This is a genomic window from Pseudonocardia sp. T1-2H, assembly GCF_038039215.1.
Taxonomy (GTDB): domain Bacteria; phylum Actinomycetota; class Actinomycetes; order Mycobacteriales; family Pseudonocardiaceae; genus Pseudonocardia.
Genome location: NZ_JBBPCL010000001.1, coordinates 4,143,812 through 4,160,441 on the forward strand (window position 1 = coordinate 4,143,812; position 16,630 = coordinate 4,160,441).

General features: G+C 73.3%; 13 protein-coding genes and 4 pseudogenes. 10 read left to right on the forward strand and 7 right to left on the reverse strand.

Features of this window, described 5'->3' with window-relative positions; translation table 11 throughout:
- Positions 1–13: 13 nt before the first annotated feature.
- Positions 14–1,138 carry an NAD(P)H-dependent flavin oxidoreductase gene (locus tag WBK50_RS20310; RefSeq protein WP_341337114.1) on the reverse strand — a complete coding sequence of 375 codons (1,125 nt, stop codon included), beginning with the start codon at positions 1,136–1,138 and terminating at the stop codon, positions 14–16.
- 139 nt (positions 1,139–1,277) lie between these two features.
- Here WBK50_RS20310 and WBK50_RS20315 point away from each other — a divergent pair, with 139 nt between their 5' ends.
- Positions 1,278–2,453, forward strand: coding sequence for an MBL fold metallo-hydrolase (locus WBK50_RS20315; RefSeq protein ID WP_341337115.1), 1,176 nt, complete (start codon positions 1,278–1,280; stop codon positions 2,451–2,453).
- A gap of 7 nt (positions 2,454–2,460) precedes the next feature.
- On the opposite strand, the gene WBK50_RS20320 is transcribed toward WBK50_RS20315, so the two are convergent.
- Complete coding sequence (locus tag WBK50_RS20320; protein ID WP_341337116.1) at positions 2,461–3,867, reverse strand: MFS transporter; 1,407 nt, start codon at positions 3,865–3,867, stop codon at positions 2,461–2,463.
- Positions 3,868–4,067: 200 nt separating this feature from the next.
- Between WBK50_RS20320 and WBK50_RS35230 the strand changes: the two are divergent.
- Positions 4,068–5,361 (forward strand): annotated as a pseudogene (locus tag WBK50_RS35230) (bifunctional 3,4-dihydroxy-2-butanone-4-phosphate synthase/GTP cyclohydrolase II).
- Positions 5,362–5,461: 100 nt separating this feature from the next.
- Here WBK50_RS35230 and WBK50_RS20335 read toward each other — a convergent pair.
- Positions 5,462–6,454, reverse strand: coding sequence for an NAD(P)H-dependent flavin oxidoreductase (locus WBK50_RS20335; RefSeq protein ID WP_341337117.1), 993 nt, complete (start codon positions 6,452–6,454; stop codon positions 5,462–5,464).
- Between the two features lie 249 nt (positions 6,455–6,703).
- Here WBK50_RS20335 and WBK50_RS20340 point away from each other — a divergent pair, with 249 nt between their 5' ends.
- Together WBK50_RS20340 and WBK50_RS20345 are read left to right on the forward strand one after the other, a co-directional pair.
- Positions 6,704–7,357: an alpha-ketoglutarate-dependent dioxygenase AlkB family protein gene (locus WBK50_RS20340; RefSeq protein ID WP_445942378.1), complete on the forward strand. Its 654-nt coding sequence runs from the start codon at positions 6,704–6,706 to the stop codon at positions 7,355–7,357.
- A gap of 161 nt (positions 7,358–7,518) precedes the next feature.
- On the forward strand, positions 7,519–8,652 hold the full coding sequence (locus WBK50_RS20345) for an acyl-CoA dehydrogenase family protein (RefSeq protein ID WP_341337119.1): 1,134 nt from the start codon (positions 7,519–7,521) through the stop codon (positions 8,650–8,652).
- Between the two features lie 163 nt (positions 8,653–8,815).
- On the opposite strand, the gene dmpG is transcribed toward WBK50_RS20345, so the two are convergent.
- Both dmpG and WBK50_RS20355 read right to left on the reverse strand, forming a co-directional pair.
- On the reverse strand, positions 8,816–9,844 hold the full coding sequence (gene dmpG, locus WBK50_RS20350; protein WP_341337120.1) for a 4-hydroxy-2-oxovalerate aldolase: 1,029 nt from the start codon (positions 9,842–9,844) through the stop codon (positions 8,816–8,818).
- Positions 9,841–10,747 (reverse strand): annotated as a pseudogene (locus tag WBK50_RS20355) (acetaldehyde dehydrogenase (acetylating)). The gene dmpG and the pseudogene WBK50_RS20355 overlap by 4 nt, the downstream one beginning before the upstream one ends.
- Before the next feature lie 40 nt (positions 10,748–10,787).
- Here WBK50_RS20355 and WBK50_RS20360 point away from each other — a divergent pair.
- The 5 genes and pseudogenes from WBK50_RS20360 to WBK50_RS20380 all read left to right on the forward strand — a co-directional run bounded on the left by WBK50_RS20360 (position 10,788) and on the right by WBK50_RS20380 (position 13,752).
- Entirely contained in the window at positions 10,788–11,555 is a 768-nt protein-coding gene (locus tag WBK50_RS20360; protein WP_341337121.1) for an IclR family transcriptional regulator, read from the forward strand.
- Between the two features lie 99 nt (positions 11,556–11,654).
- Positions 11,655–11,927: pseudogene (locus WBK50_RS20365) on the forward strand (FAD-binding protein); the annotation flags it as partial.
- Positions 11,842–12,672, forward strand: a complete 831-nt coding sequence (locus WBK50_RS20370) for an NAD(P)/FAD-dependent oxidoreductase (protein WP_341337122.1) — start codon at positions 11,842–11,844, stop codon at positions 12,670–12,672. The pseudogene WBK50_RS20365 and the gene WBK50_RS20370, both read left to right, overlap by 86 nt.
- A 20-nt stretch (positions 12,673–12,692) precedes the next feature.
- Positions 12,693–13,415 carry a class I SAM-dependent methyltransferase gene (locus WBK50_RS20375; protein ID WP_341337123.1) on the forward strand — a complete coding sequence of 241 codons (723 nt, stop codon included), beginning with the start codon at positions 12,693–12,695 and terminating at the stop codon, positions 13,413–13,415.
- Positions 13,416–13,509: 94 nt separating this feature from the next.
- Entirely contained in the window at positions 13,510–13,752 is a 243-nt protein-coding gene (locus WBK50_RS20380) for a WhiB family transcriptional regulator (protein ID WP_341337124.1), read from the forward strand.
- 9 nt (positions 13,753–13,761) lie between these two features.
- Here the strand turns inward: WBK50_RS20380 and WBK50_RS20385 are convergent, their stop codons facing one another.
- Entirely contained in the window at positions 13,762–14,148 is a 387-nt protein-coding gene (locus WBK50_RS20385; protein ID WP_341337125.1) for an ATP-binding protein, read from the reverse strand.
- 343 nt (positions 14,149–14,491) lie between these two features.
- Here WBK50_RS20385 and WBK50_RS20390 point away from each other — a divergent pair, with 343 nt between their 5' ends.
- The gene (locus tag WBK50_RS20390) at positions 14,492–14,695 is read left to right on the forward strand and encodes a cold-shock protein (RefSeq protein ID WP_297501012.1); all 204 of its coding nucleotides are present in this window, start codon (positions 14,492–14,494) and stop codon (positions 14,693–14,695) included.
- 226 nt (positions 14,696–14,921) lie between these two features.
- Here the strand turns inward: WBK50_RS20390 and WBK50_RS20400 are convergent.
- Positions 14,922–16,420 (reverse strand): annotated as a pseudogene (locus tag WBK50_RS20400) (flavin-containing monooxygenase).
- Between the last annotated feature and the right edge of the window lie 210 nt (positions 16,421–16,630).

Below are 16,630 nucleotides of genomic sequence, written 5' to 3' on the forward strand. Positions count from 1 at the left end.
GGCGGTCCGGGGCCTACGTCAGGTGGGACAGCTCCGCGAGCCGGGCGGCGCAGTCGTCGATGATCGTCCGCGCGATCTCCCCCGCCGGCCGCAGCGCGCCGAACCCGCCGACGACCTGGCCGACGAAGAACGACTCCAGCGCGAGCGCGCCCTCGTGCCCGGCCTCGGCGGCCTCGTCGATCCGCGCCCAGGCGTCGGAGATCAGCATCGGCTGCAACGGGAGCGGCAGGGCCGCGGGGCTGCCGTCGGACTCCCACTCGTCGTGCCACGCGCTGCGCAGCTGCCGCGCGGGCTTGCCGGTCCGGACCCGCGAGCGGACGGTGTCCGTGCTGCCGGCGGCCAGGAACTTCCGCTTCACGGACGCGGGCGAGACGTCCTCGTGGCTGGACAGCCACACCGAGCCGCACCACACCCCGGCCGCACCGAGCGCGAGGGCCGCGGCCATCTGTCGCCCGGTCGCGATCCCGCCCGCGGCGAGCACCGGGACGTCGCCGGCCAGCTCGACGACCTCGGGCGTGAGGACCATCGTCGCGATCGTGCCGGTGTGCCCGCCGGCCTCCGTGCCCTGCGCGACCAGCAGGTCCACCCCCGCGTCCAGCTGGCGGCGGGCGTGCCCGGCCGTCCCGCACAGTGACGCGACGACGACGCTCGCGGCCCGCGCGCGCTCCACCAGGGTGGGCGGGGGCGGGCCCAGCGCATTCGCGACCAGGGCGATCGGATGCGCGAACACGACGTCGAGCAGGGCCGGGACACCGCTCGGGTCCAGATTGGCGATCAGCTCCCCGTCGGGCTCCCGGGTGGTTCCTCCGGCGGGGATGTCGTAACGGGCCAGCAGCTCCTCGACGAACCGCACGTGCTCGTCCGGGATCTGCGCCCGCAGGCTCGCGGCGAGCGTGGCGCGGTCCCCGGAGCCCTCGGCGCTCTTCGCCGGGACCAGCAGGTCCACCCCGTACGGGCGGCCGCCGAGCTGCTGCTCGATCCAGGTGAGCTGCGCATCCAGCTCCGCGGGCGTGTACGCGGACGCGGCGAGGACCCCCAGGCCACCGGCCCGGCTGACCTCCACGACCACCCCCGGGGAGCGGTTGAAGCCCACGAGCGGGGCGTCGACGCCCAGCAGGTCCGTCACGGCGGTGCGCATGTTTCCGGACGGTAGGCGTCCGGAACGCCGCCGGGCAAGGTCCGGCGAGACGGACGTCTCCCCCGTGCCCGGTTGAGGGTGATGCACCTGCATGGTTAGCGTCCGGGGGAGGACGGTCGTCCGGAGAGCGGGTGCACACGTGAGCGAGCAGGACGAGACCGAGCGACGGCTCGGCATCACGGTGGTCGGCACCGCGCAGCGTGAGGCCTGGGCGGCGCGGGTGCTGCCGCCGGTCGAGCGGCTGGACGCCGGGCTGTGGTCCGTGCCGGTGCCGATCCCGGACAACCCGCTCCGCTACACCCTGAGCTACCTGATCCCCGCGGACGACGGCATCGTCGTCGTGGACCCGGGCTGGGACACCGACGCCGGCTGGGCGGCGCTGACCGCCGGGCTGGCCGCGGCCGGCGCCGCGTTCGCGGACGTCACCGGCATCGTCGCCACCCACGTGCACGCGGACCACCACGGCATGTCCGCCCGGCTGCGGGACCGCACGGGCGCCTGGGTGGGCATGCACCCGGCCGAGCGGGACTCGCTGCCGCAGCGCACCGGGCTCCTCCGCCGCGCGGACATGCGCGCGACGCAGGCCCGCTGGCTGCGCGCGGCCGGTGCGGCCGAGGCCGACGTGGCCGAGCTCTGCGGCGTCCCTGCGGACGACTGCGAGGTCGACGGCCTCCCGGACCGCACGCCCATGGCCGAGCCCGACGTCCTGCTGCACGACGGGGACGCGCTGCCGGTGCGCGGCCGGACCGTCCGCGCCGTCTGGACGCCGGGGCACACCCCCGGGCACATCTGCCTGCTGGAACCCGACGCAGGCGTCATGCTGACCGGGGATCACGTGCTTCCGCGGATCACCCCCAACATCGGTCTGGCGCCGGACTTCGGCGGTGCCCCGCTCGCCCTGTTCCTGGACTCTCTCGAACGGGTCGCCCGGTACGACGAGCACCGGTCCGACGCGCGGTCGGGCCGGCTCACCGCGCTGCCCGCCCACGAGTACCGCTTCCGCGGTCTCGCCACCCGGGCGCGCACGCTGCAGGCCCACCACGCGGAGCGCTGCCGGGAGCTGCTCGACGTCGTCGAGCGGCTGGGAAACCCCACACTGTGGGAGGTCACGAAGGCGCTGACCTGGTCCCGGCCCTGGTCGCAGGTGGGTCCGATGCGGATCGGAGCGCTCGCCGAGACCGGCGCGCACGTGCGCCACCTCGTGGACCTCGGCCAGTTGGTCTGGGACGGGGCCGTGCCCGCGTTCGGCGGTGCCGGCGAGGACGTCCCGAGCCGGGTGCGGCGCAGCGATCCCGTCCGCTCGACCGTGGCCTGACGCTCGCTCAGGGTTCGCGGCGCTCGGCCAGCAGCTCCAGCGCCTCCGCCTCGCTCGCAACGGCGGGCTGCGAGCCGGCCAACGGTTTCCCCGCGCTCTCCGAGAGTAGGTACACGCAGATCGCGCCGACCACCCCCGCCGCCATCAGGTAGTACCCCGGCCAGTTCAGGTCGCCCGTGACCAGCACCAGCGCCCCGATGATCGTCGCCGCCGTCCCCGCGAACGCCGAGACGAAGAGGTTGAAGGTGATCGAGAGCCCGGTGTAGCGGATCTCGGTCGGGAAGAGCGCGGGCAGGGTCGCCGGCGCGGTCGAGGAGAAGCAGACCAGCGTCAGGCCCATGATCAGCAGGCCGAGGAACGTCGTGCCGACCCCGCCGGCGCGCAGCAGCAGGACCGAGGGCAGGCCGAGCACCACGAGCGCCACCGAACCGATCATCAGCACCGGGCGGCGGCCGATGCGGTCGCTGAGCCGGCCCAGGAACGTGATCAGGGCCATCAGGATGAGCAGCACGAGGATCTGCAGCAGGTTCGACGCCGTCTCGCTGATCCGGTCCTCCGGCGGCAGCGTCTGGGTGACGTAGGTCGGGACGTAGGCCGTGAGCACGTAGTTGGTGACGTTCCAGGCGATGATCACGCCGCCGGCCACCAGCATCGACCGCCAGTACCTGGTGAAGAGCAGCCGGAAGGCCTCCTTCGTCGGAGTGCCCTGGTGGGACTCGGACTTCTCGACGAGCTGTACGTACGCCGGCGTCTCCTCCAGCTTCACCCGCAGGTAGAGCCCGACCGCGCCCAGCGGCAGCGCCAGCAGGAACGGGATCCGCCAGCCCCACGAGACGAGCTGGTCCGCCGTCAGCACCCAGGTGAGGAACGTGACCAGGCCGGCACCCAGCGCGTAGCCGGTGAGGGTGCCGAACTCGAGCCAGCTGCCCAGGAAGCCGCGCCGACGGTCCGGCGCGTACTCGGCGATGAAGGTCATCGCGCCGCCGTACTCGCCGCCGGTGGAGAAGCCCTGCACGAGCCGGACCAGGAGCACCAGCAGGGGTGCCGCGACCCCGATCGCCGCGTAGCTCGGCAGGATCCCGAGCACGAACGTGCCGACCGCCATCATGATTACCGTGATGGCCAGGACCTTCGTCCGCCCGACCCGGTCGCCGAGCGGGCCGAAGAACAACCCGCCGAGCGGGCGGACCAGGAAGGACACCGCGAACACGGCGAAGGCGTAGACCGTGGCCGTCGCGGGCGGGAGGTTCGAGAAGAAGACCTTGGTGATCGTCCCGACGAGGTAGGAGTAGACGCCGAAGTCGTACCACTCGGTCACGTTGCCGATCGCCGCCGCAGCCACCGCCCGCCGGACCGTCGACTCGTCCGTGATCGTGATGTCAGCCAATCCGGCCGGCTGCCCGTCGTCGTCCACGGCAGGCGACCGTAGTCCGGGGGCAGGCCGGTCGCAGCGCGGCACTGCCCCTGACCAGCAGGACTATATCGGCTATATCGGGTTTGCGGCGCTTATCGGACAGCCGCGAACACGTGCCGAGCCGGCGCCCGTGACAGGAATCTCAGGAGTGTCTTGTTCTCGGACACCTCATGCACCCGCATCAGACGTACCGTCCGCTCATGGCACGAGCTGACGGCAGTGCGGCCGCGACGGACCTCCCGACCCACCGGGTGGAGCAGGCCCTGGCGGAGCTGCGACGCGGGCGGATGGTCCTGGTCGTCGACGACGAGGACCGCGAGAACGAGGGCGACCTCATCATGGCCGCCGAGATGGCCACCCCCGAGGCGATGGCCTTCATGATCCGCCACAGCAGCGGCATCCTCTGCGTCGGCCTCACCGCCGAACGCGCCGAAGAACTCCGCCTCCCCCTGATGGTCGACCACGGCGACGACCCCCGCGGCACCGCCTTCACCGTCTCCGTCGACCTCAAGGCCGGCACCACCACCGGCGTCTCCGGCGCCGACCGGGCGCTGACCGTACGCGCCCTCGCCGACGCCGCCACCCGCCCCACCGACCTCTGCCGCCCCGGCCACGTCTTCCCGCTCATCGCCCGCCCCGGCGGGGTCCTGCAACGCGCCGGCCACACCGAGAAGCTCGGTCGACCTCTGCCGCCTCGCCGGCCTCGAACCCGCCGGCGTCCTCGCCGAGATCACCAACGACGACGGCACCATGGCACGGCGCCCCCAACTCCGCCGATTCGCCACCGAACACGGGCTGGTCACGCTCGCCGTCGCGGACATCGTCCGGTACCGCCGCTCCACGGAGACCCTGGTGCGCCGCGAGGCGGCCGGGCGCGTCCCGTCGGACCACGGCGAGTTCACGATGGTCTCCTACCGGTCGGTCACCGACGGCATCGAGCACGTCGCGCTCGTGAGGGGGAACGTGGACCAGCGCGGCGCCGAGCCGGGCACCCCGTCGGCCGAGCCGGTGCTGGTCCGGGTGCACTCCGAGTGCCTGACCGGGGACGTCTTCGGCTCCCGGCGCTGCGACTGCGGCGAGCAGCTCGACGCCGCGATGGCCCGGATCGGCAAGGAGGGCCGCGGCGCTGTCGTCTACCTGCGCGGGCACGAGGGCCGCGGGATCGGCCTGTCCCACAAGCTCCGCGCCTACACGCTGCAGGACGCCGGGATGGACACCGTCGAGGCCAACCTCGCCCAGGGCCTGCCCGTGGACAGCCGCGAGTACGGCTTCGGCGCCGCCATCCTGCGGGACCTCGGCGTCACCGACATCCGGTTGATGACCAACAACCCGGCGAAGTACCGCGGCCTGGCCGGGTACGGCGTCAGCATCGCCGGCCGGGAGCCGATCATCGTCACCCCGAACCCGGACAACCTGAGCTACCTCACCACCAAGCGGACCCGGATGGACCACGCCCTGGGCACCGGCGAGGACGCGGGTACCGAGGTCTCCTGATCGGGGTCTCCCGAGCGGAGTCTCCTGCGCGGTACGACGAAGCCCCCGGACGGTGCCCGTCCGGGGGCTCTCGGGTGCGCGGCGGGGGCGTGCGCCGTCCCTAGCTGCCCGCGACCGCGGCCGGCGTGCCGACCGCCGCGGCGAGGCGGTCGGTGATGATCTCCTCCGCGTCGCGGACGATGCGGGTGATCAGCTCCTCGCACGTGGGGATGTCCCGGATCAGGCCCTGGACCATGCCCGCGCTCCAGATGCCGTGGTCCACGTCGCCCGTCTCGTAGACCTTCACCCCGCGCACCCCCGCCACGAGGTGCTTGATGTCCTCGAACTTCGCGCCCTCGTTCAGCTTCGCGACGACCTCGCGGGAGACCGCGTTGTCCGCGACCCGCGCGGTGTTGCGCAGTTGGCGGAAGATCAGCTGGGTGTCCCGCTCCCCCGCCTCCACCAGCCGCTCCTTGACGTTGCGGTGGATCCCGGACTCGACGGTTGCCATGAACCGGGTGCCCATGTTGATGCCCTCGGCGCCGAGCGCGAGCGCCGCGACCAGGCCCCGGCCGTCGGCGAACCCGCCCGAGGCGATGAACGGGATGTCGAGGGCGTCCGCGGCGGCGGGCAGCAGGATCAGCCCGGGGACGTCGTCCTCACCGGGGTGACCGGCGCACTCGAAGCCGTCGATGCTCAGCGCGTCGACGCCCAGGGACTGCGCTTTCACTCCGTGCCGCACGCTGGTGCACTTGTGGATCACCTTGATCCCGTGCGCGTGGAAGTGCCTCAGGTGCTCGGTCGGGTTCGAGCCGGCCGTCTCCACGAAGGGGACGCCCTCGTCGATGATCGCCTGCCGGTACTCCGCGTACGGCGGCGGCGTGATCGCCGGCAGGATCGTCAGGTTGACGCCGAAGGGCTTGTCCGTGAGCTCGCGGCAGCGGCGGATCTCCGCCCGCAGCTCGTCCGGCGTCGGCTGGGTCAGCGCCGTGATGAAACCCAGGCCACCCGCGTTCGCGACGGCGGCGACGAGCGGTGCCCGCCCGACCCATTGCATCCCGCCCTGTACGACGGGATGCTCGACACCGAACAGGTCCGTGAAGCGTGTCCTCATCGCGCGCGCTCCTCCTCACGTCCGCGGTACCGGTCCATCCGGTACTGAACGAACGATCGAATACTCGAGCTCGACTCTGCCCTGAGCGGGAGCGTGGAGTCAACGTGCGGTCCGTCGCTCCGCCGGCGTCGCCCGCGTCCGGGTCGGCGAGGCGCACCTGCTGTACGAGGGCGTGCCGGAGCCCCATGTGGTGGGCGGGGACGGCGGGAACGCGCCGGAGTAGCAGGTGGCAGGGTTTGCCCGGTGACGCTGGAACTCCTCCCGCGGGACCGCCGCGTGCTCTCCCCCGGCGCGGTGCACGTCCCGGACTGGCTCGACGTCGCCCGGCAGCGCGAGCTCGTCGAGGCGTGCCGCGGCTGGGCGTCCGAGGGGCCCGGGATGCGCGCCGCGACGCTGCCGAACGGCGGCCGGATGACCGTCCGGATGGTGTGCCTGGGCTGGCACTGGATCCCCTACCGCTACTCCCGCACCCGTGACGACCAGGACGGGTCCCCGGCGATCCCGTTCCCGGCGTGGCTCGGTGACCTCGGCCGCGCGGCCGTCCGGGACGCCTACGGGGACCCGCTGCTCACCTACGAGCCGGACGTCGCGCTCGTCAACCACTACGGCGACGACGCCCGGATGGGCCTGCACCGCGACGCCGAGGAGAAGGCGCCGGACCCGGTCGTCTCGCTGTCCCTCGGCGCACCGTGCGTCTTCCGGTTCGGCAACACCGAGTCCCGCGGGCGGCCGTGGACGGACGTCGAGCTGCGCTCCGGGGACCTGATCGTGTTCGGCGGGGAGTCCCGGCGGGCCTACCACGGGGTGCCCGGGCTGCTGCCGCACACGGCCGCCGACCTCGCGGACATCGGGCTGGGCCGAGGGCGGCTGAACATCACGCTGCGGGTGTCCGGGCTGGGGTGAGCGTGGGGGCGCGAGCCGGACGAGCCTCGAGGACGTGCTCGCCGGCGACGGCACGGTCGCCGTGGGTGAGCTCGACGCCCGCGCGGCGGTGCTCGCCGCGCGGCCGGCGGGACCCGACCACGGGGATACGACCACGGGCACTGATCTGCGAGGATCACGTCGTGAGTGCTCGGGACGCCGCGCTGGCGCAACTCGGTGAGGAGCGCGCCGCCGCCCTGCTCCCGGAGCCGCCGGACCGGCCGCTGGACCGCACCTCGCTCCTGCAGGTGTTCGCCGGACTGCAGGACACCGGCTTCCTGGGCTCGACCCTGCCGCCCGAGCTGGGCGGCGCCGGCCTGAGCCATTCCGCCTTCGGCTCGCTCGTCGAAGGCGTCGGCGGCGGGCTCCCGTTCCTGTCCAACCACAGCGTGCAGCGGTACCTGCACGCGTCGGGCTCGGACGGGGTGTGCGCGCGCTGGCTCACACCGCTGCTCGACGGCCGGGCGATCGGGCTCGTCGCGATCACCGAACCGCACGGGGGCTCGCAGGTCGCGGACGTCCACACGGAGGTGCGCCGCACGGCCGACGGGCTGCGCCTGTACGGCGTCAAGACCTGGCTGGTCCACGCGACGGTCGCCCACGTGGCGGTCGTGCTCGCCCGCGGCCCGGACGGCGCCCCCGTGCGCGTCGTCGTCGACCTCGACGGGCCGGGGGTCCGGCGCACCCCGATGCCCACCAGCGGCCTGCGCTACCTCCCGTTCGGCTCCCTGGAGTTCGACGGCTGCCCGGTCCCCGACGACGCGGTCCTCGCCGGGGACGGGGTGGCAGCCACCAAGACCGGGTTCGCGGTCGCGCGCTCGCTCGTCGGGGTCCAGGCCGTCGCGCTCGCGCAGCGGGCTCTCACCCGCACGGTGTACCAGCTCGCCGACCGGACCGCGCGGGACCGTCCGGTGACCTCGTCCGACGTGGTGCGGCACCGGGTCGGGGCGATGGCCGGGCGGATCGAGGCGGCCCGGCTGCTCTGTTACGAGGCGCTGACCGGGGTCGACGAGGCCCGTCCGGGGTGCGACGCGCTCGCGGCCGCGGCGAAGGTGCTCGCGACGGACGTCGCCCGGGACGTCACCACCGAATGCGTCGAGCTCTGCGCCGGGGCCGGGGCGGCGGCGAACTCCGTCGCCGCCAGGTGCCGGGACGACGCCGCGCTGCTGGCCACCGCGGACGGCACCTCCCTGGTCAACCAGACGATCTGGGGCGGGCACGTCGTCCGGGAGCTGCTGCGGGAGCGTCCCGATCTCTGGCAGGGTCCGGAGGCATGACCCCCGAGGACGCGCTCGCGCTCCAGCAGCTCCTGGCGGAAGGACGCTCGGCACGTGGGCGGCGCGATCACGCACCCGGCGGACCTCCGCCGCTCGAGTGGCTCGAGCGGCCCAGGCTGGCGCTTGAGCCACTCGAGCGTCAGAACTCCCGTCGGAGGGAGGCTCAGCCCCGCTCCGCCGCCAGCCCGATCGCGACGTCGATGATCATGTCTTCCTGGCCGCCGACGTACCCGAGCTCGCCGCAGCGCCGCAGGATCTCGTGCGCCGGGACCTTGTAGCGCTCCCCCGCCCGCTCCGCGTGCAGCAGGAACGACGAGTACACCCCGGCCCAGCCCTGGACGATCGCGTTGCGGTCCATCTTGGGCCAGCGCTGCAGGTACGGCCGGACGACGTCCTCGGCCGCGTCGAGCAGCGCGGACACGTCCACCCCGGTGTCGACGCCGAGCCGGTCGAACACCGCCGCGAGCACCTCCGTCGGCGAGTTCCCGGAGCCCGCGCCCAGCGCGCAGAGGGAGCCGTCGATCGAGCGGACGCCCGACTCCCAGGCGATCACCGAGTTCGCGACGCCCATGCTCATGTTCTGGTGACCGTGGTATCCGACCCACGCCTCGTCACCGACCTCGGCGACCAGCGCCTCGAACCGCGCCTTGGCCTCGTGCATGAGCAGCGCGCCCGCGGAGTCCGTGACGTACGGGCACTGGCACCCGGCATCGACCATGATCCGCGCCTGCTTCGCCAGGTCCTCCGGCGACGTGCGGTGCGCCATCATCAGGAACCCGACCGTCTCCATGCCCAGCTCACGGGCCGCGGCGAAGTGCTGCGGGGAGACGTCCGCCTCGGTGCAGTGGGTGGCGACGCGCACCATGTCCGCGCCGGCGTCCCGGGCGCGCTTGAGGTCGTCGACGGTGCCGATGCCGGGGACCAGCAGCACCGCGATCCTGGCCGTGGTCACCTCGTCGCGGGCGGCGGCGATCAGCGTCATCTCGTCGGTGCCGGAGAAGCCGTAGTTGAACGACGAGCCGCCGATCCCGTCGCCGTGGGAGACCTCGATCCACTCGACCCCCGCGGCGTCGAGCGCCCGGACGGTGTCCCGGACCTGGGTCTCGGTGAACCGGTGGGCCATCGCGTGCGACCCGTCCCGCAGGGTCGTGTCGATCAGCCTGATGTCGTGCGCGAGCTCCGGGCGGGTCATGCGGGCACCTCCAGCTTGGCCTGCGCCATCAGCTCGCCCACCCGGGCGGCCGCGGCGGTCATGATGTCGAGGTTTCCGGCGTAGGCGGGGAGGAAGTCGCCGTTGCCCTTGACCTCCAGGAACACCGCCACCCGCGCGTGCCCGCCCCACTCGTCGGTGGGCTCGTCGAACTGCGGTTCGGCACGCAGCGTGTAGCCGGGGACGTACTGCTGGACGTCGGCCACGATCTCGTGGATCGACGCCGTGATCGCGGCCCGGTCCACCTCGGCGCCGATCATGCAGTACACGGTGTCGCGCATGATCATCGGCGGTTCGACCGGGTTCAGCACGATGATCGCCTTGCCGCGGTCCGCTCCCCCGACCTCGGCGACCGCCGCACCGGTGGTGTGGGTGAACTCGTCGATGTTCGCCCGCGTTCCCGCACCGGCGGAGCGCGACGCGATCGACGCGACGATCTCCGCGTACGGCACCGGGGTGATCCGCGAGACGGCGTGGACGATCGGGATGGTCGCCTGCCCGCCGCAGGTGATCATCGAGACGTTCGGGGAGTGGAGGTACTCGCTGCCGTTGACGGCCGGCGACACCATCGGCCCGAGGTGCGCCGGGGTGAGGTCGACGGCCTGGATGCCGGCCTCCGCGTAGCGCGGCGCGTTGGCGGCGTGCGCCTTCGCGGACGTCGCCTCGAAGACGATCTCCGGCAGCGGGTCCTGGCGCAGCAGCCAGTCCACGCCCTCGGCGGACGCCTCCACGCCGAGCTTCCCGCGCCCGCGCGAGCCCCTCGGACTCGACCACGCCGACCATGTAGCGGACCTCGATCACGCTGCTGCGCTGCAGCTTGGCCAGCAGATCGGTGCCGATGTTGCCCGGCCCCACGATCGCCGCCAGAACCCTGTCCCTCGCCATGGGATGGACTCTGGCAGCAGCACGGGCGCAGGATGAAGCCGTGCGTTCCACTCAGCCGAACGGCGTCGCTCCGAACTCGGTGCTGGGCCGGGCGCTCACCCTCCTCACCGCGTTCCGCCCCGGCGAGGACGAGCTGACCCTCGCAGAGCTGCACCGGCGGACCGGGATCCCCAAGCCCACGGCGCACCGGCTGCTCGGCGAGCTGGTCGACTGGGACGTCGTGGAGCGGACGCCGACGGGCATCCGGCTCGGCATGCGACTGTTCGAGCTCGGTCAGCTCGTGCCCCGCCAGCGGAGCCTGCGGGAGGCCGCGGCCCCGTTCCTCACCGACCTCTTCGAGGCGACGCACGAGACGGTGCACCTCGCTGTCCCGGACGGGATCGAGGTCGTCTACGTGCAGAAACTCGACGGCCGCCGCGGCCCGGCCGTCGCGTCCCGGGTCGGCGGCCGGATGCCCGCGTACTGCACCGGCGTCGGCAAGGTCCTGCTCGCGTTCGCCCCGCCGGAGCGGTTCGCGGCGGTCGTCGCCGCCGGGCTCGAACGCCGGACGCCCCGGACGGTCGTCGCCCCCGGGTTGCTGGCCTCGGAGCTGGCGGCCGTCCGGGAGCGTGGGGTCGCGCTGGAGCACGAGGAGTCGACGGTCGGGATCACCTGTGTCGCCGCCCCGGTGTTCGACGGCGAGGGCCCGGCCGTCGCCGCCATCTCGATCACCGGGTGGGCGAACCGCCTGGACCCGGACCGCTTCGCGCCCGCCGTCCGCACCGCCGCACTCGGGATCTCGCGCTCGTTGCGCGGCCGAACCGGCTGACCGGAATCGACTCCGAGGACCTGGCGAACGGCTGACAGTTTCTTGCCGTTCTGGCAAAACAGCTTGTCGGTATCGCCGCCGCGGGCGCACCGTGGCGGCATGAACCAGTTCGAAGTGGTCGTGATCGGCGGCGGTGCCGCCGGCCTCAGCGGCGCTCTGACCCTGGCCCGGGCCCGCCGCTCGGTCCTGGTCCTCGACGCCGGCGAGCCGCGCAACGCGCCCGCGGCCGGTGTCCACGGCTTCCTGACCCGGGACGGGCTGCGGCCGAGCGAGCTCGTCGCCGCCGGTGCCGCGGAGGTCGCCCGCTACGGAGGAACGGTCCGGCACGCCCGGGTCACCACGGCGCGGCGAGAAGGTACGCGGTTCGTCGTGGGCACCGGAGACGGCGAGGAGTTCGGCGCCCGGCGGCTGCTCGTCACCACCGGCCTGGTCGACGAGCTTCCCGGACCTCTCCGGCCTGCGCGAGCTGTGGGGCCGGGACGTCCTGCACTGCCCGTACTGCCACGGGCACGAGGTCCGGGACCAGGCGATCGGCGTTCTCGGCACCGGGCCGCTCGCGGTGCACCAGGCGCTGCTGTTCCGCCAGTGGAGCGCGGACGTCACGCTGTTCCGGCACACCTCGCCGGACCCCACCGAGGCCGAGCAGGAGCAGCTGGCGGCCCGCGGCGTCGCCGTCGTGGAGGGCGAGGTCGTGGCCCTGGAGTCCACCGGCGGCCGGCTCTCCGGCGTCCGGCTGGACACCGGCCGGGTGGTCCCCCGCAGCGCGGTGACGGTGACGCCGCGGTTCGCCGCCCGCAGCGCCGTCCTCGCCGGACTCGGGATCACCGCCGTCGAGCACCCGAGGGGTGTCGGCAGCCACGTCGACACCGACCCGAGCGGCCTCACCGCGGTTCCCGGCGTCTGGGCCGCCGGTAACGTCGCGGACCTGATGATCCAGGTGGTCGGGTCCGCGGCGGCCGGCGTGACGGCCGGGGCCGCCATCAACGCCGACCTCGTCGCGGAGGACACCCGCCTCGCCGTCGAACGGTGGCGGTCCCGGCGGCAGGACCCGTTCTCGCCGGAGGCCGAGGCGCGCATGTGCGAACAGCTCGTCGGCGACCGCCGGCACGGCCTGTGACAGCGGAAGGAGACAGCACGATGGCGCACGTCCACGCGCAGGGTCCGGTACCCGAACCCGGCACCGTCTCGGAGACCGAGTTCTGGGACGCCCGCTACGCCTCGGAGGACCGGATCTGGAGCGGGAACGCGAACGACGTCCTGGTCCGCGAGGTCTCGGACATGACCCCCGGCACCGTCCTCGACCTCGGCTGCGGCGAGGGCGCCGACGCGGTCTGGCTGGCCCGCCGCGGGTGGCGGGTGACCGCGACGGACATCTCCCAGGTCGCCCTCGACCGGGCCGAACGGCACGCCCGGGAGGAGGGGGTCGGCGACCGGATCGACTGGCAGCAGCACGACCTGGGGGTGTCCTTCCCGCCCGGCGAGTTCGACCTCGTGTCCGCTCACTTCCTGCACTCCCGGGGCGACCTGCCGCGGGAGCGGATCCTGCGGACCGCCGCCCGGGCCGTCGCGCCGGGGGGCGTGCTGCTCGTCGTCGGACACGCGGGGTTCCCGTCGTGGGAGCCGGACCCGCCGGCCGACGTGGTGTTCCCGACGCCGGACGAGGTGCTCGCCTCCCTCGAGCTGCCGGACGGCGGCTGGGAGGTGCTGATCAGCGCGGAGCACGAGCGGGTCCGGACCCGCCCCGACGGCGGGCCGGGCACCCACACGGACAACACGCTCATGGTGCGGCGGCGGCCGGAGACCCCTGGCCAGACCCCTGGCCAGGCACGGAGGGGGGAAAATCCGGCCCGGAGCGGGTGAGCACCGCGGATTCGGGGTAGCCGGTCGTTCGACCGGAAGAGATCCACACCTGATCGGCAGGTGATGCGAGGGTCTCCCCCGACGAAGGAGCGAGATGGACTGGCGAACCCGCGGAGCTTGCCTGGGGGAGAACCCCGAGCTGTTCTTCCCCGTCGGCACCACCGGTCCGGCGCCCCTGCAGGAGGCGGAGGCCAAGACGGTCTGCCGCCGCTGCCCGGTCGTCCTGCCGTGCCTGGAGTGGGCGATGGACCACGAGAACCACGGGGTGTGGGGCGGTACCACGCTGGACGAGCGCCGGCGGCTGCGCCGCTACGGGCGTCGTGCCCGGGTGGCCTGAGCAGCCGTTCTACGCCGTCCGAAGTGGAGCACGGGCGGCGGGTACGTCCGCGCAGACGATCTTCCCCGCGGCGGTCCGGACGTAGGTCCACTCGCCCGCCAGGGCCTCGATCAGCTGCAGGCCGCGGCCCCGCGCGGCGTGGACGTCCGGTGGGCGCACCACGGGCGGACTGCCCGAACCGTCCTCGACCTCGATCCGCACGGCCTCCGCGGACAGGGTGACGGTGACGACGAACGGCGTGCCCGCGTGGTCGATGACGTTGCTCGCGAGTTCGTTGGCGACGAGGACGGCGACGTCGGTCGCCTCCGCGTCGGCCCCGCACGACTCCAGGAAGGCACGCAGGTCGCGCCGGACGGAGGCACAGGCCTCCGCGACCGGGCGGTAGTGCCGGCGCATCACACCCACTCCAGCTTTTTGCGAGGGGCCACCACCGGGAGTTGGGGTGAGGCCGTGCTCGGTGCCCGGATCGGGGCACCGGCCTGGGCCTACCCGGACCGCGGGGGCCGGAAACCTCCCGCCTCCGGCGGAACCCGCGGCACGGATCCGGGGTCCGGGCGGGGCAGCGGCAAGGGAGGTGAGTAGGGTTCGCGGTACAGGTCGTTCGGTTTCGGTTGTCGTGTCATGCACGCCCGCGGGAACAAGTTGGTGACGCGGGTCGACGTCAGTCAGACGTCGGTGCGAGTCCCCAGGTCCGGCCGGGCCCCGCAGAGTGCGGGCCCAGCACGCTAGGAGTATTTGCATGGCACAGGGCACCGTGAAGTGGTTCAACTCGGAGAAGGGCTTCGGCTTCATCTCCGTCGACGGCGGCGGCGCCGACGTCTTCGTCCACTACTCGGAGATCGACGCGGGCGGCTTCCGCAGCCTCGACGAGGGTCAGCGCGTGGAGTTCGAGGTGGGCCAGGGCCAGAAGGGCCCGCAGGCGACCGCCGTGCGCATCGTCTGACACGCCTCACACGTTCGTCCGGAAGCCCGGCCCCGTTCTCGGGGCCGGGCTTCCGGTTTTCCTCCCACCGGGACCCACGGATCGAGGTCTCCCCGCGCCGAAGAAATGCCGGGGCCACACGCAGTAGGGCCGGACGGCCTGAAGATCGCTGGTTCTGGCCGACGGCCGGGTCGAGCGCCCCCCGGCAGCGGGCTCCCGCTGGGGGCCCCGCTGACGAACCTGACCTTCAGGCTCCGGCGACGGGCATCGTCGCCGTCCGGTCCGCGACAAGCCGGGCGGGCCGGCGCCGGAACTCCATGTCCCGGTCGACGCTGCCGAGCCCGGTCGTCACCCGGTCCGCGACGTAGTTCTGCCGCAGCACCCACGGCGACCTCGTGCCCTGCTTGGGCAGGACGTCGATCGCCCGTCGGACGTAGCCCGAGCTGAGATCCAGCAGGGGGCGCAGCTCCATCGGGCCGTCGGGCAACCGGGGCACCGCGACGGCCGCGCCGCGCGCGTCCATCCGGGCCAGCAGCCGGCAGACGTAGCGGGCCGTGATGTCCGCGCGCAGCGTCCAGGACGCGTTGACGTAGCCGATGCAGAGCGCGAGGTTCGGGACGTCGCTGAGCAGGCAGCCACGGTAGGTGACCTTCTCCCCGGGACGACCGGCTCGCCGTCGACGCGCAGGTCGATGCCGCCGCACGCGACGACCTCGAGACCCGTCGCGGTGACCAGTACGTCCGCGTCGAGGGTGCGGCCGGACTCCAGCGCGACGCCGGTCTCGGTGACCCGGGCGATCCGGTCCGTGACGACGGCCGCCTTGTCCTTCTTGATCGCCTTGAACAGGTCCGCGTCCGGGACGACGCAGAGCCGCTGGTCCCAGGGGTCGTACCGCGGGGTGTAGTCCCGGTCCAGCACCTCGGGGTCCGGCTGGAAGCGTGCGACGCCGGCACGCAGCAGCGCCTTCGCCTTTCCCGGGGCGTGCTTGCAGAGCTGGTAGAAGGCCTGCGTCAGCAGGATGTTCTTCCACCGGACGACGGTGTTCCCGACGCCCTCCGGCAGCCGGCGGCGGATCGCGTCCGACGCGGCGTCCGTACCCGGGAGGACGGTCATCCAGGTGGGCGAGCGCTGCAGCATGGTCACGTGCTCGGCCGTCTCGGCCAGCGACGGGACCAGCGTCACCGCCGTCGCGCCACTGCCGATCACGACGACCCGACGCCCGGTGACGTCCAGGTCCGCCGGCCACTTCTGCGGGTGCACGAGGTCGCCACCGAAGTCCTCCAGCCCGGGGATGTCCGGCGTGTGGCCGCCCTCGTAGCTGTAGTAGCCGCTGCAGAGGTAGAGGAAGTCGCAGGTCCGGTGCTCCGTGGTGGCCCCCGCGGCGACCTCGACGGACCAGCGTGCGTCCTGCGACGACCAGGACGCGCGGGTGACCCTGCGCCCGAACCGGATCCGCCGGTCGATGCCGAACTCCGCGGCGGTGTCCCGCACGTACTGCAGGATCGAGCCGCCGTCCGCGATCGACTTCGCGGCGGTCCACGGGCGGAACGGGTAGCCGAGGGTGAACATGTCCGAGTCCGAGCGGATGCCCGGATAGCGGAACAGGTCCCAGGTGCCGCCGATCGCGTCCCGCGCCTCGAGGATCGCGTAGCTGCGGGTGGGGTGCTCGGTCTGCAGCCGGTACGCGGCGCCGACGCCGGACAGGCCGGCCCCGACGATCAGGACGTCCACGTGCCCGGCGTCCACCGAACGGTCCGTGTCCACTGTGTGCTCCCCACCCGTGCCTCGGACGGGCCCCGTCGGCCGCCTGCCCCATCATCACCTACCGCGGGTAAGAAATGCACCACCGCTCACCCGGGCGCGGTCTCCCGCGCCGCGCGATCCGGCCACGCGCGCCGTCCGGTCACCACGCGCGCGGTCGACGGGGGGCGTCGCACCACAATGCGCGCGCCGCAC